14 protein-coding genes are annotated in these 14,586 nt (G+C 57.1%); 10 read left to right on the top strand and 4 right to left on the bottom strand.

Going from position 1 to position 14,586, the window contains the following annotated elements:
• Positions 1–68 precede the first annotated feature (68 nt).
• From DWX58_RS06600 to DWX58_RS06575, 6 genes are all read left to right on the top strand, one after another.
• Positions 69–1,376: a substrate-binding domain-containing protein gene (locus DWX58_RS06600; protein ID WP_118642208.1), complete on the top strand. Its 1,308-nt coding sequence runs from the start codon at positions 69–71 to the stop codon at positions 1,374–1,376.
• A 202-nt stretch (positions 1,377–1,578) separates the two neighbouring features.
• Positions 1,579–3,087 (top strand): sugar ABC transporter ATP-binding protein, encoded by a 1,509-nt coding sequence (locus DWX58_RS06595; protein ID WP_118642206.1) that lies wholly within the window; start codon positions 1,579–1,581, stop codon positions 3,085–3,087.
• A gap of 21 nt (positions 3,088–3,108) precedes the next feature.
• Positions 3,109–4,764, top strand: coding sequence for a galactoside ABC transporter permease (locus DWX58_RS06590; RefSeq protein WP_118642204.1), 1,656 nt, complete (start codon positions 3,109–3,111; stop codon positions 4,762–4,764).
• A gap of 256 nt (positions 4,765–5,020) precedes the next feature.
• A complete protein-coding gene (locus DWX58_RS06585) occupies positions 5,021–5,533 on the top strand; it encodes a YcxB family protein (RefSeq protein WP_158579228.1) in 513 nt (170 codons plus the stop codon).
• Between the two features lie 6 nt (positions 5,534–5,539).
• On the top strand, positions 5,540–5,929 hold the full coding sequence (locus DWX58_RS06580; protein ID WP_118642200.1) for a hypothetical protein: 390 nt from the start codon (positions 5,540–5,542) through the stop codon (positions 5,927–5,929).
• A 10-nt stretch (positions 5,930–5,939) separates the two neighbouring features.
• Complete coding sequence (locus DWX58_RS06575; RefSeq protein ID WP_118642198.1) at positions 5,940–6,215, top strand: hypothetical protein; 276 nt, start codon at positions 5,940–5,942, stop codon at positions 6,213–6,215.
• Between the two features lie 86 nt (positions 6,216–6,301).
• Here the strand turns inward: DWX58_RS06575 and DWX58_RS06570 are convergent, their stop codons facing one another.
• On the bottom strand, positions 6,302–8,005 hold the full coding sequence (locus DWX58_RS06570; RefSeq protein ID WP_118642196.1) for an ABC-ATPase domain-containing protein: 1,704 nt from the start codon (positions 8,003–8,005) through the stop codon (positions 6,302–6,304).
• Positions 8,006–8,250: 245 nt separating this feature from the next.
• On the opposite strand from DWX58_RS06570, the gene DWX58_RS06565 reads away from it, so the two are divergent.
• The 3 genes from DWX58_RS06565 (at position 8,251) to DWX58_RS06555 (ending at position 9,724) form a co-directional block, all read left to right on the top strand.
• Complete coding sequence (locus tag DWX58_RS06565; protein WP_118642194.1) at positions 8,251–8,877, top strand: TetR/AcrR family transcriptional regulator; 627 nt, start codon at positions 8,251–8,253, stop codon at positions 8,875–8,877.
• 174 nt (positions 8,878–9,051) lie between these two features.
• The gene (locus tag DWX58_RS06560) at positions 9,052–9,537 is read left to right on the top strand and encodes a hypothetical protein (protein ID WP_118642192.1); all 486 of its coding nucleotides are present in this window, start codon (positions 9,052–9,054) and stop codon (positions 9,535–9,537) included.
• 7 nt (positions 9,538–9,544) lie between these two features.
• The gene (locus DWX58_RS06555) at positions 9,545–9,724 is read left to right on the top strand and encodes a hypothetical protein (protein WP_118642190.1); all 180 of its coding nucleotides are present in this window, start codon (positions 9,545–9,547) and stop codon (positions 9,722–9,724) included.
• Between the two features lie 89 nt (positions 9,725–9,813).
• Here DWX58_RS06555 and DWX58_RS06550 read toward each other — a convergent pair whose 3' ends face one another.
• On the bottom strand, positions 9,814–10,674 hold the full coding sequence (locus DWX58_RS06550) for a LysR family transcriptional regulator (protein WP_158579227.1): 861 nt from the start codon (positions 10,672–10,674) through the stop codon (positions 9,814–9,816).
• A 99-nt stretch (positions 10,675–10,773) separates the two neighbouring features.
• On the opposite strand from DWX58_RS06550, the gene DWX58_RS06545 reads away from it, so the two are divergent.
• Entirely contained in the window at positions 10,774–11,667 is an 894-nt protein-coding gene (locus DWX58_RS06545; protein ID WP_158579226.1) for an acetamidase/formamidase family protein, read from the top strand.
• Positions 11,668–11,877: 210 nt separating this feature from the next.
• Here DWX58_RS06545 and DWX58_RS06540 read toward each other — a convergent pair whose 3' ends face one another.
• Positions 11,878–12,420, bottom strand: a complete 543-nt coding sequence (locus tag DWX58_RS06540; protein WP_118642184.1) for a hypothetical protein — start codon at positions 12,418–12,420, stop codon at positions 11,878–11,880.
• Positions 12,421–12,614: 194 nt separating this feature from the next.
• Positions 12,615–14,579: an alpha-amylase family protein gene (locus DWX58_RS06535; RefSeq protein ID WP_118642182.1), complete on the bottom strand. Its 1,965-nt coding sequence runs from the start codon at positions 14,577–14,579 to the stop codon at positions 12,615–12,617.
• Positions 14,580–14,586: the final 7 nt, after the last annotated feature.

The following is a 14,586-nucleotide window of genomic DNA, read 5'->3' as shown; positions in this document are numbered from 1 at the left end:
AAAGTGCCAGATGGGACTTGCATAGTTTATGAAAGTCCCATTAAATTGTAAGGCAAAGGAGAATAGTTATGAAAAAAGCACTTGCACTTGCCCTGGCAGCTGCCCTGTCCCTGAGCCTGGTGGCCTGCTCCTCCAGCAACGAGGGTAGTTCCGCTTCCGGTTCCGGCGCCGGCAGCACCTCTGGCAGCGGAAATGAAGCCACTGAGGTGGCCAACAAGGACAAGCCCCTTGTTTGGTTTAACCGTCAGCCCTCCAACAGCTCCACCGGCGAGCTGGATATGACCGCTCTGAGCTTCAACGAGGACACCTACTATGTGGGCTTCGATGCCAACCAGGGCGCTGAGCTCCAGGGCACCATGATCGTGGACTACATCACCAAGGCCGTCGAGAGCGGCAAGGAGATCGACCGCAACGGCGACGGCGTCATCGGCTACGTGCTGGCCATCGGCGACATCGGCCACAACGACTCCATCGCCCGTACCCGCGGCGTCCGCTCCGCTCTGGGCACCGCCGTTGAGAAGGACGGCGCCATCGACAGCACTCCTGTTGGCACCAACGTGGACGGCAAGTCCACCTTCGTCAAGGACGGCACCCTGACCATCGGCGATAAGACCTACACCGTCCGTGAGCTGGCCTCTCAGGAGATGAAGAACTCCGCCGGCGCCACTTGGGACGCCTCCACTGCCGGCAACGCCATCAACACCTGGTCCGCCTCCTTCGGCGATCAGATCGACATCGTTGCCTCCAACAACGACGGCATGGGCATGGCCATCTTCAACGCCTGGTCCCAGGCCAACGGGGTTCCCACCTTCGGCTATGACGCCAACTCCGACGCCGTTGCTGCTATCGCCAACGGTTACGGCGGCACCATCAGCCAGCACGCTGACGTTCAGGCTTACCTGACCCTGCGCGTGCTCCGCAACGCTCTGGACGGCGTGGACATCGACACCGGTATCGGCACCGCCGACGAGGCCGGCAACGTCCTGAGCTCCGACGTGTTCAAGTATGACGAGGCCACCCGCTCCTACTACGCCCTGAACGTGGCTGTCACCGCTGAGAACTATAAGGACTTCACCGACTCCACCGTGACCTACGCTCCTGTTTCCAACCAGCTGGATGCCAAGGATCACCCCACCAAGAATGTGTGGCTGAACATCTACAACTCCGCTGATAACTTCCTCAGCGCCACCTATCAGCCCCTGCTGGAGAAGTACGATGACCTGCTGAACCTGAATGTCGAATACATCGGCGGCGACGGCCAGACCGAGGGCAACATCACCAACCGCCTGACCAACCTGGAGAACTATGACGCCTTCGCCATCAACATGGTGAAGACCGACAACGCCGCCTCTTACACCGGCATCCTGGCTCAGTAATCCAGCCGGTGCGCTGAACTGGCGCAAATCCAAATTGATGAACAAGTAAGTAACAGTTTGCCATTGGGGAGAAGGAATTCTCCGTCCGGGAGAATCCACTCTCCGCACGGAAGAAGCACTTCTCCCCAATGACGATTTTCGTAAATCGGGCAGAATTCCAGGTTTTGCCCAAACTGTTTAATGTATGACGGGAGTAACGAGAATGGCAGATGCGAGAGATGATATTGTCCTGTCCATACAGGGTATGAGCAAGTCCTTCGGCCGCAACCGGGTGCTTGACCATATCAATCTGGACGTGAAGCGCGGAACTGTCATGGGACTGATGGGCGAGAATGGCGCCGGTAAGTCCACTATGATGAAGTGTCTGTTCGGCACCTACCAGAAGGACGAGGGAAAAATTTACTTAAACGGAAGAGAAATCAGCTTTTCCGGTCCGAAAGACGCTCTGGAAAACGGAATTGCCATGGTGCACCAGGAGCTGAACCAGTGTCTGGAGCGCAACGTCATCGACAACCTGTTCCTGGGGCGCTATCCCACCAATGCCGCGGGCGTTGTGGATGAGAACTCCATGAAGAAGAAGGCCTCTGAGCTGTTCCGTAAGCTGGGCATGACGGTCAACCTGACGCAGCCCATGCGGAATATGTCCGTGTCTCAGCGGCAGATGTGTGAAATTGCCAAGGCAATTTCTTATAACTCCCAGGTGATCGTCCTGGACGAGCCCACCTCCTCCCTGACTGTGCAGGAGGTTGACAAGCTCTTCGAGATGATGCGGATGCTGAAGAATCAGGGCATTTCCCTGATCTATATCTCCCATAAAATGGACGAGATCTTTGAAATTTGCGACGAAATTTCGGTTCTTCGTGACGGCAATCTGGTTATGACCAAGAACGCCAAGGACACCAACATGAACGAGCTGATTGCAGCCATGGTGGGGCGTTCTCTGGAGAGCCGGTTCCCGCCGGTGGACAACACCCCCGGGGATACCATTTTGTCCGTCCAGCACCTTTCCACCAAATATGCCCCCTACCTCCAGGACGTCTCCTTCGATGTGAAGGAGGGCGAAATCTTTGGCCTGTACGGCCTGGTGGGCGCCGGGCGCACCGAGCTGTTGGAGACCATCTTTGGCGTTCGTACCAGAGCAGCCGGCCGTGTCTATTTCAAGGGCCGTCTGATGAACTTCAACAATGCCAAGGAAGCCATTGAGCATGGCTTCGCCATGATTACAGAGGAACGCAAGGCAAACGGCCTGTTTTTGAAGTGTGACCTTACCTTTAACACCACCATCGCCAACCTGAATCAGTATAAGGCCGGCCCGGCTCTGTCCACGCCCAAGATGGTCAAGGCCACCAACAAGGAGATCAAGATCATGCACACCAAGTGCATGGGCCCGGACGATATGATTTCCAGCCTCTCCGGCGGAAACCAGCAGAAGGTGATCTTCGGCAAGTGGCTGGAGCGTGAGCCCCAGATCTTCATGATGGACGAACCCACCCGAGGCATCGACGTGGGCGCCAAGTACGAGATCTATGAGCTGATCATCAACATGGCAAAGCAGGGGAAGACCGTGATCGTGGTTTCCTCTGAGATGCCGGAAATTCTGGGTATCACCAACCGCATCGGCGTCATGTCCAATGGACACCTGTCCGGAATTGTGAATACCAAAGAGACCAATCAGGAAGAGCTTTTGCGGTTAAGCGCAAAATACCTGTAAGTGTAGTGGGAGAAATTGCTTATGGTGACGGAAAATACAAAAATTCTTACGGCTGAACAGGAAGCGGAGCTTCTTCAGCCCATCGACAAGTATGTCGGCGATATCCAGGCGAAAATCAACGCGCTGCGCGAGGATGGCACCGATCAGGTCATCGAGATCCAGAGCGCTCTGGATAACCTGAAGCGGGACCGCATCTATACCCAGGAGGAAAAGGTAGCCCGCAGCGCCCAGCTCGCCAAGGAGCTGGAGCAGGCCAAGGCAGTGGAGAACCAGAACAAGGACCAGGTCTCCAAGCTGATTTCTGAGGCGGAGCAGTACCTGAAGGAGCACTACAACACCGATTACTACCAGGCAGTGGTAGCCAGCTGCAAGGAAGAGAAGGTTGCCGCCCAGGTGAAGTACCGCCAGTCGGTGGAGCAGCTCCAGAAGGATCACCAGGCTACCCTTGCCAAGCTGACCGACGCCCAGGAGATCAAGGACGAGAAGTACGTCCACAAGAACCGTCTCTTTGACGCCAAGATGCAGCTGGCCAAGGACCTGCAGGCGGTGAAGGACCGTCAGCACGCCGCCTTTGATCACAAGTATCACCTCATCGACCTGCTGCGCATGTCCCGGTTCACCTTCGGTGAATCCATGGCTCAGCGGTGGGAGAACTACAAGTACACCTTTAACCGCCGGGACTTCTTCCTGAAAAACGGTCTGTACCTGGCCATCATCGTGGTGTTTGTGGCCCTTTGTATCATCACTCCCGTGGTGAAGGGCACCCAGCTGCTGACGGTGAACAACGTCCTGAACATCCTGCAGCAGGCCTCTCCCCGTATGTTCCTGGCCCTCGGCGTGGCCGGCCTCATCCTGCTGGCCGGTACCGACCTGTCCATCGGACGTATGGTTGGTATGGGCATGACTACCGCTACCATTATCATGCACCAGGGTATCAATACTGGCGGTGTGTTTGGTCATATCTTTGACTTTACCGGCATGCCGGTGCTGGCCCGTGTGTTCCTGGCTCTGGTGGTTTGTATTGTCCTTTGTACCTTCTTTACCACCATCGCAGGTTTCTTTACGGCCAAGTTCAAGATGCACCCCTTCATTTCCACCATGGCCAACATGCTGGTCATCTTCGGTCTGGTGACTTACTCCACCAAGGGTGTTTCCTTCGGCTCCATTGATTCCACCATTCCCGGTATGATTATCCCCCGCATCGGAAAGTTCCCCACTATCATTCTGTGGGCTGTGGCGGCCATTGTCATTGTGTGGTTCATCTGGAACAAGACCACCTTCGGCAAGAACCTGTACGCTGTGGGCGGCAACCCTGAGGCCGCCGCTGTCTCCGGTATCTCCGTGTTCTGGGTGACTGTGGGCGCCTTCATCCTGGCCGGTATCCTGTACGGCTTCGGCTCCTGGCTGGAGTGTATCCGCATGTTCGGTTCCGGTTCCGCCGCTTATGGCCAGGGCTGGGAGATGGACGCCATCGCGGCCTGCGTGGTGGGCGGTGTCTCCTTCACCGGCGGTATCGGTAAGATCTCCGGCGTTGTGGTGGGCGTGTTTATCTTCACCGCCCTGACCTACTCCCTGACCGTTCTGGGCATTGACGCCAACCTCCAGTTCGTGATTTCCGGTATCATCATTCTGGTGGCCGTGACTCTGGACTGCCTGAAGTACGTCCAGAAGAAGTAAGAACTGGTCGGCCCCTGTGGCCTGATCCCACAGAGAGGTCTTCAAAGTTGTTATCCCGTAAAGCCCCCGCAAGACAGAGCCTCTGCATTTGTCTTGCGGGGGCTTTTTTGTGCCGAAACCCGTGCCTGCAGCGAAGAAAAGCCAGGCGGGGGACCGTGTGGAGTTTAAAAGAAACTTAAGGGAATCTTTCTTGCTTTTGTGTTGGAGCGTTGTTATACTGTCAACCATCAAAGAAAAGACAATGAGGGAACCGATTATGAACTTTACCTGTCAGAGCCTGTACCGCCAGAAAGAACTGACGGCCCTGTCGCGGGCGATGCGAAAAACGGTTCGAAAAAAGTCGGACCGAAACATTCAGGTTTTGGAGTGGGGGAGCATTGCGCTGGGGATCGCTGTGGTGCTCACCACCAAGCAGACTTGGGTGAGGTGGCTGGACAGCGCCGCCATTCTCCTGCTGCTGGTCGTTCTTGTCTGGGGCGATGCCATCAACGGCTTCGCGGCCCGGATGATGGTGCCCAAGGGGGAGGAGACGGTGACGATCTCCTTTTCTCCTGAGGGTTATACGGTGGAAAGCGGAGCATCCGTGACCCAGTGGAGCTATGAGCAGGTTTTAGCGCTGGCGGAGACCCAGGACTACATCCTTCTAGTCCAGGGCCCCAAGGAGGGTGAGATCTGTAAAAAGGCCGCCCTGCAAGGGGGCACGCTGGAGGAGTTTCGAAACTTTCTGCAGGAGAAGACGCAGAAGAATATTCTGAATGTCGGGAGGTAATCACAGATGAAGCAACTGAAAAAAGCCTTGCTCGTTGGGGCGGCCGCCCTGTTCGTAGGGGGAGCGGCCTATAAGCGGACCATCCGCATGCCTTGGAAGGAATATACCGGGTATGCCCGGAAGATGGCGGAGCTGGATGACAACATCGCCCGCAATGAGCTGGAAGGAAACCGGGTTGGCGGCAATGTCATCGTCTTTCCGCCAAAATCGGAGTCAGTGGAGGACCGCTACCACTTTTTCCTGAAGCTGAACCGGCGAAAGAGCCGGACCGCCATCCTCAGCGAGATTGCAGAGCTGGAGCAGCGTCTGAAGGAGTCGCGGCAATATGAGAACGCACCCAAGGAGGACCTGGAGGTGGTCTGGGTAAAGCAGGACCCGGCGGAGTGCGAGCAGTGAGGTGAGAAGGATGAAGCGGAATCTCAGCAGGGGAAAAGTCATCTGTGCTGTTTCGGGGCTGGCCGTGCTGCTCATGGTCATAGCCAGCGGAGCTGCCTATCCAAGCCCTGTGTTCCGGGTCGGCGCCCCTCTGGGGCTGGGGCTGATTGCCTTGGCTCTGGTGCTGATGGCGGCGGACTGGGGGTGGGATCTGCGCAATGCCATCCGACAGCGCCAGGGGACAGAAATCCTGATTCTGCTGATTGGCGCGGCAGTTACGGCGGGAGCCTTTTTCTTCCACCGGTAAAATAGACATAGAAACGCCGGAAGGAGCGTCCTGAATGGATACTCTTCCGGCGTTTTCCTATAGTATTGAGAGAATAAACGTCTGTCTTACAGCCGCAGCCCACGATACCGGTTCAGACAGGCGAGGATCTCCTGCTTTCTGGGGCGGGCCAGGAAGGAGACGGGGGATGAATTCTCGCACAGAGCGGACAGAGTCCGCTCCTGAATCAGGGTGTCCAGAGCGTCTGCAATTTGGCGCAGGTCCCGGGTGCCATCCATCAGATGCCGCTGGGCATAGAGCAGACAGCTGCCCAAGGCGGAGACCTGTTCGCTGTCGGTGAGCTGCTCCACATTCCGAAGGTCAATGGTCTCCCGGTTCAGGGACAGGCCGTCCCGTCCCAGAGTCTTGAGCTTGACCCGCTCGCCGCTTCGAAGCTCCGGCGAGGGCTTGGGACAGCGGTGAAACTCCGGGGCCTTCGCCGGCTCCGGGGACTGGGTGTGGATGGGAAAGGCAGAGGCCTCCTTTTTGGCCAGGGCAGTGATGTCTTGGGGGATGTACCGGTCCATCTGGATGATGTGGTCGGCGATGTGGAAGAACGCGCCTGAACTGCCCGCCACCAGAATGGTGGAGATGCCCCAGGTGTCGTACAGCTCCCGCGCCCGTTCCAGAAAAGGCGTGATGGGCTCCATATCCCGGTGTACCACCCGCTGCATCAGCTCATCCCGGACCATGAAGTTGGTGGCGCTGGTGTCCTCGTCCATGAGCAGCAGGGAGGTACCGGCCTCCATGCTCTCCACCACATTGGCCGCTTGAGAGGTACTGCCGCTGGCATCCTCTGAGGAGAAATGGACGGTGTCCGTTCCGTTGGGCAGGTCGTTAATAAACATGGAGATGTCCGTGCGCCGAATGCTCCGCCCGTCCTCCGCCCGGATTTTTACGGCGGAGGCATCGGTAATCACATATTCCCGGCCGTCCCCGGCAATGTGGTTGTAGACACCCAGCTCCAGGGCCTTGAGCAGGGTGGACTTACCGTGGTAGCCGCCGCCTACAATGAGGGTAACGCCCTTGGGGATGCCCATGCCGGTGACTTTGCCTTGGTGGGGGAGATCCAGTGTCACAGCCAGCTCCCCGGGGGAGCGGAAGGAAACCGCATTCTTCATGGGAAGGGAAGAGATGCCGGAGGCGCGGGGCAGAATGCTGCCGTTCGCCACAAAGGCGCACAGACCCATATCGGGGAGGACAGAGCGGATATAGTCCTGATCCTCGGCCAGATCGGCAATGGCCTGAAGCTGCCGCCCGTCCAGATTTCGGTAAAATAGGGCAGATTCCACGCAACGGGGGAGCAGATCAAAAAGAATCTTTTCCAGTTCTCTGGCGTTGATGGTCCGGCCGTTGGCGGGAAAGCCCACCTCAAGACGGAGAAGGAGGTCGCCGCTCTGGGGATCCAGCTGGCAGGCGGTGCGTTCCAGAATCTCCGGACCGCAGCGGCTGACGGAAATGAGCCCACTGTGCCCGGAGCCTTTAGCCTGGAAGGAGGCCTGACCCGCCACACGCCCGAACCGGCGGGTCAGAGCGTCCTGCAGGGCGATGCGCTGACCGCGTGTCTCATAGAGTGCCTTGGGGAATCCGGCCTCGCTTCCCTTGACGTGGATGCTCACCTTGGAGGGAGCGGCAAAGGGATCGCCCTGGACGTGGTCGATGGACAGAATATAGCCCGGGAATCGGTAGCATCCCCTGGTGTCTTTGTAGACGGGATAGCTTCTGCGGTCAATCCGGGCGAGCAGAGTTTGTAAATCAGATGCAGTCTGCATGGTAATGGCTCCTTCGGCTGCCGAAGATACTCCCTGGTGGTGGGGGAAGACCAACAGCCATATGTTCATAGTTATCTTGAGCATAGTCCATTTTACAGGCGTTGTCAAAAATTTTTGGGCGAGAGCATCTGTGAAGGAATGGGAAGCAGAGGCGCCGTACAGTGAAAGTCCTGCTTGCATTCTGGAATCGTGCGTGCTAGAATAAAGACAAATTTTAATTGTTGTATTTATTTGGGGAGAGGAACATGCCGAAGATTGCCTATTCCGAGGAGGAGCGGGAACAAATCCGGTCAGCCCTTGTGAATACAGGGCTAAAGCTGATGGCCAAGCAGGGCTTTCAGCACACCACCGTGGAGCAGATTTATAAGGCCGTCGGCATTTCCCGCACCTTCTTTTACACCTTCTTTCCCACCAAGGAGGACCTGATTTTAGAAGTAATCTATGTTCAGCAGCCGAAGATTCTGGCCTTTGCCCGTACCCTGATGGAGGACCCGTCTCTGAGTTGGCGGGAAGGAGTCCGGCAGTTTCTTCATGCCTGCTGTTACGGAGAGCGAAACGGCATTGCGGTTTTGTCCATTGAGGAGCAGCAGATGATTTTCCGCCGCTTGTCGGAGGAGAGCAGCCGGGTGTTCCGGGAAAGGCAGGCAAGCCTCTTCGGCCATATTTTGGAGTGCTTTGGAATTGAGGCCAGCCGGGAGCGGATTCAGCTCTTTACCAACCTGAGCCTGGCGGCTATGGTGATCCGGCGTGCTATTCCCCAGACTTTGCCGTTCCTTGTGCCCGAGGCAGCCGATGCCACCGTGGAGATTCAAATCAATACCATTGTGGCCTGTCTGGAAAAAATGAAAGAACAGCCGGTCAACTTAAAATAGTCCATACAAAATCCGCCCGAACAGTGCGGTTTAGTCCTCTGTTCCGGCGGATTTTAACCCGGCAAAATAAAAACAAAATTATAGAAATGTTTTTATTTTGAGAGAGCTAGTCAGACGGACAAGGCTGTGGTCTGGCTTGCAGATAACAAAACATATATTCAGGAGGAAATGACAATGGGATTTTTCAGCAAGCTGTTCAAGGGTCCGGAAGTGGACATGGAAAAGAGCAACGCCAATGCAAAAAAGATGCGCCTGCTGTTCAACCAAGTGGTGGAAAACGGGGATGATTACCGCCTGATTTACGGCTATACCGAGGACGTTTCTCGGTTCAATTATGGTTTTGTCCACGGAAGCAAGACCAAAATCGGAAATCTGATTGTGGGTTGGAATGAGGCCAGCCAGACCATCGTTGTGGTGCCCACCGTCCCCGACCTCTCTGGCTGCGGAGACCCCACCTGGTACCGCCGCAGCGAGATTCTGAAGGCCTACCGGAACAAGTACCCCACCGATGCGTTTGTGATTTATCCTGACAAGAAGGGATATATTGCCATCAACGCCTATGACTGGCTGGAGGATGAGAGCCTCTACGTCTATGTGTCTCAGGAGGAGGAGCTGGCGGCCTTCACCGACTTCTTCCTGAACCACTACGCCACGAAGTGAGAGTGCCATGCCGCTGAGAGAATTGGGGGCGTTTCTGCTCCTGCTGGTGGTGGTATTTATCATTGGAAATCTCTGGTTCCATATGGTGGAAGGGGTGTTGGACCGCATCAAGGGGCTGTTTCTGCGCCGAAAGGAGCCGCCCGCGTGGCATCCCCTTCCGCCGGAGGAAGAAAACCAGGACCACTGACCTGGAACAAGGATTAAAAAGCCCGCAGCATAGGCTGCGGGCTTTTTTGCGCCTTGATGGGTGCAACATCAGACCCACTCGGCAAAAGACTACTCCATGCAGAGACAATCCCGAAAAATTGCCACAGAGGGATGCAGATAGGGGCTGGAGCGATAGGCAAACCCGATGTTTCGGATGCACTCAGGCTTAAGGGGCTTTTTCACCACCTGAAATCGGTTGGTGTCCACCACCAGGTCGTGGAGAAGGCTGACGCCCAGTCCGCTCTCCACCATGGAGAGAATGGCGTAGTCATCGCTGACCTCGTAGGCCAGGTTGGGCTGAACGGAGGAGCTTTGAAAATAGAGGGAGATCTCGTTGTCCGCGTACTCCTTCAGACGGATAAAGGTCTCCTGAGGCAGCTGTTCAATGGGGAAGAAGGGGGCGTCGGCATAGGGGTGCTGGGGAGGAAGGACGGCCATGAGCCGGTCCTGTGTAATCTCCCGGACCACAAAATCGGAGTGTACCGGCAGGCGTACAAATCCGCAGTCAATCTCCCCGGTTTTCAACCACTCCTCAATTTCCTGGTACTCTCCGTTTTTCAAAAAGACCTCCGTGTTTCCGCACTGCGCTTTGAACCGCTTGAGCGCCTTGGGGAGCAGACCGGCGGATACACTGGCAAATACACCGATGCGCAGGGTACGGGGGCGGTCCTGGTGAAAGCCTGCAATTTCGTCGGTGATCAGGTCCTGAAGCTGGCAGATGCGGGCAATCTGCGGGGCAAGCTGGCGGGCCTCCCGGGTGGGCGTCACCCCCTGTTTGCTCCGGATGAACAGTTCCATCTCCCATTCGTGCTCCAGTTCGGCAATCATCTTGCTGACAGCCGATTGGGTATAGTTCAGTGCTTCCGCAGCCTCGGTGATGGAGCCGCACTCCAGACAGAGCAAAAAGGCCCGATACTTCCGTGTGTTCATATATTCCATTCCCTCATGATAATTATAAATATTATTCCATTTTAATGTAGACGGTTTTATGATAGCATGACATTAGGAAAAACACAAGGAGTGAGCGCAATGTATCATCTGTCCAGCCACCATTTTGTAACGGCCATGAGTGCGGAAAATCCCCCTGCCGTGGCAGCGGAGAGCGGCGACGTTTTGTTGGTGGAAACGATGGACTGCTTCGGCAACCGATTTTACCGAACGGAGCAGCAGGAAGGGGAGCCCGCTGCGGACAACCCCGCCACCGGCCCCATTTTGATCCGTCAGGCGGAGCGGGGAGACACCCTCAAGGTGGATATTCTGAAGATCAATATCGCCTCACAGGCGGTGATTGAGCAGATTGCAGGTAAGGGATGTCTGGGAAAGCTGGTGGAGGAGGATGCCTTCAAGATTGTACCCGTGGAGCAGGGCCATGTGCGCCTGGGTGACCTGGATATTGCCGTGCGCCCCATGATCGGGGTCATCGGTACGGCTACGCCGGAGTGTACCTCCACGCTGACACCGGGAGCCCACGGGGGCAATATGGACTGCTCCAACATCACAGAGGGGGCCACGGTGTATCTCCCTGTGCTGGAGGATGGAGGCTATCTGGCGCTGGGCGATCTTCACGCGGTGATGGCCGATGGGGAGATTGGGTACAGCGGGGCGGAGGTCTGCGGTTCTGTACTCCTCCGGGTGACGGTGCTGAAGCACGTCTGCCTGCAGTACCCGGTGGTCAAGGAGGGGGCATACTATTATTTCATTGCCTCGGCGGACAGCCTGGACGAGGCGGCGGAAAAGGCATCCATTCAGCTGGCGGAGTATCTGACGGAGTATGGGGGAATGACATCTTCCGAGGCCGTGATGGCGCTGAATCTGATTGGCAGTCTGGGAATCTGTCAGGCGGTCAACCCCCAGAAGACGGTCAAGCTTCAAATTCACGAAAGCTGGCTGAAGCACCGTTTTCTTGTTGCCTGTTCGGTGTGATGGACGGCATATTCAGACAGAAAAGTATTTCTGAGCGCCGATAGAACCGCAGAACCATTTATATACAGCCTTCATCACGTCTCTGGGCCGGAACGGAAGTGCGGACGGTGCAAGGAAATGAGGCGTGGTGTCTGGCAGAAGCAAAATGCCCTCCGGGGAATTTCCCGGAGGGCATTCTGGTTGGCTTGTAGGTTGGAGAGTTCCAGGCGTTCAGGTCCCAGCCTGCTGGGTTTCGGTCCCGGCAGTCAGATCCAGTCCCCGATCGCCGATTTCCACCGACCCGTCTTTCAGGGACAGGAAGGGGGAGAACTCCACGGTCTCATCCTCCCAGGTCAAGCGGATGGTGGCGTCGGCGAAGATATCACTGGCGTTACACTGGAGCAGGAAGGGCTGGCAGTCCGGATCCTGGTAAATGAGAATGGGCTCGGAAGTGTCAAAGTCGTTGCGGTACAGGGACAGCCCCATGCCGGAGTACCGGGGAATAATCAGGTAGTAATCCCCGGCGGAGAGATAATGGACAGGAAGCTCATCGCTGTCCAGATACTGCTGCACATAGTAGTCCAGATCCTCGATTTGCTGATACCCCAGATAGGCCGCAGCGTAGAGTTGGCCCTCGGTAAAAGGGATGGCTTCCTGACGGTTGGATTGGGACTGGGCGGAGCAGCCGACCAGCAGAGCGGCCAGGACCAACAGAGTTGACGCGAACAAAATGAACTGGTGCCGCTTGCACGGACAGCAGAAATTCTCGGCCATGACACGGCCTCCTCTCTGGAAAGGATGGGTTATCTGATCCCAGTATAGAGAATAGGCGGTGAATATACAATCTTATTTTTGGACAGCGGAGCAGCAGTTTAAAAGAAAGATTATCAAAAGAAATGGGAAAAGCCCTGTATCGCACCAGCGGACGATACAGGGCTTTTATTGGTCACAAATGGGGAGCGGGATGGTTACGCCTCTGTGTGTGCCAGCCAGACAAAGCCGTAGGGGAAGAGCTCCACGTGACTGAGATCCTCAAAATGGCCGCCGTAAACCAGCTCATCGAAGGCACCGGTCTCCGGGCTGGAGACGGTGACAAACTCCTGGCTGAAATTGAACAGGGCAATCAGCTTGCGGCCGTTGTACCAGCGCCCCACACCCAATACGTGGGAGTTTCCGGTGTCGAAGGTCCACACGTCGGCCCGGGGATCGAAGGCGGGCTCTTCCGCCCGCAGCTGCTCCAGACGGCGCAGGCCCATGAACTGCTTGCCCTGGCGGGTGTCCGGGTCGTGGCGCAGCTGGGCCAGGTCCCACTGGAAGGCCCCACGATGAAGGTATCGGCTGTCCGTGCGCTTCTCATCATCCTGGTGGTAGGAGTAGTCGTTGAGCTGCCCCACCTCGTCGCCGCTGTAGAGAACGGGGATTCCGCTCTGGGTGAGCATCCAGGCGTGGAGCATCAGATCGCAGGCGATGGAGCGCTCCAGCTTGAAGGGATCCTTCTCATAATCGGCGGCTTCCACGCCGCACAGGGAGGCGGTGGTGCCGCACAGGCGGGCGTCTCCCAGACGGGGATCGTCGTTGTAAAGCTCGCCGCGGCTCTCACTGCCCGGCCATCTTCCGGTGAACCAGTCGTTGAGGTACTTTTTGTGGGCCACCTCGTTGGTGCCGAAGTGCTCCCCCAGCCAGGGGTAGTCCAGGCCCCAGCCGATGTCGTCGTGGCAGCGCAGGTAATTCAGAAAGAGGAAATCCCGGGGCAGGGCGGAGACAATGTCCATCTGGTGCCGCAGGAGGGAGACGTCTCCCGTGGCCAGTGTGTGCCAGGTGGTGGCCATGGTGGTGACGTTGTAGAGCATGTGGCACTCGGGTTTGTCCTGAGTGCCGAAGTAGGGGACCACCTTGGCCGGCTCCATCACTACCTCGCCCAGCAGCAGGACACTGGGACAGACAATTTCGCAGACCATGCGCATCATCCGCACCAGGGTGTGCACCTGAGGGAGGTTGCGGCAGTTGGTGCCCAGCTCCTTCCAGATGTAGGGGACGGCGTCCAGGCGAATGATGTCAATGCCCCGGTTGGCCAGGTAGAGGAGGTTTTCCGTCATGTCGTTGAAGACCATGGGGTTGGCGTAATTGAGGTCCCACTGATAGGGATAGAAGTTGGTCATCACCACCTGCTGGCAGTCGGGGAGCCAGGTGAAGCTGCCCGGAGCGGTGGTGGGGAACACCTGGGGAACGGTCTTTTCAAATTCCTGGGGAATGTCCCAGTTGTCGTAGAAGAAATAGCGCTCCCGGTAGCCGGGTTCCCCGGCCCGGGCCTTCCGGGCCCACTTGTGATCCTCGCTGGTGTGGTTCATCACGAAGTCCAGACACAGGCTGATGTCCTTTGCCCGGCAGGCGTCGGCCAGGTGCTCCAGGTCCTCCATGGTGCCCAGCTCCGGTTCTACGGTCCGGAAATCAGCCACGGCGTACCCACCGTCGCTGCGGCCCTTGGGGCTTGCAAGAAGGGGCATCAGGTGGAGATAATTGACGCCGCACTCCTCCAGGTAGGGCAGCTTCTCCCGCACTCCATTGAGGGTGCCGGCAAAGGCGTTGGTGTAGAGCATCATGCCCAGCAGGTCCCGGCGGCGGTACCAGTCGGGGTCAGCCTCCCGGCGGGCGTCCTGGGCCCGCAGGTCTTCCTTTCGCTCTGCCCAGCTCCGGCGGAGCATGTTCACAAAGTAATCAAAGGCATTCAGATCGCCGTGGTAGAGCTCACAGTAGAGCCACTTGAGCTCGTCATAGTGCCGGGCCAGCCGCCGGTCAAAGACCGGATCGGCGGCCACGGTCGCCTTGGATACTACGGCGGTTTCCTCTGCTTTGGCGGCGCGGCTCTTAGTCTGCGCCGGCTTTTTATTTGCTCTGGAAGCGGTCTGCTCCCCGGTGGATTTTTTGGTTCTCATTGGGTCT

This window comes from Pseudoflavonifractor sp. AF19-9AC (assembly GCF_003478995.1).
Taxonomy (GTDB): Bacteria; Bacillota; Clostridia; order Oscillospirales; family Oscillospiraceae; genus Lawsonibacter.
The sequence above is the reverse complement of the archived record's forward strand: the minus strand, read 5'-3'. Positions and strand labels throughout refer to the sequence as shown.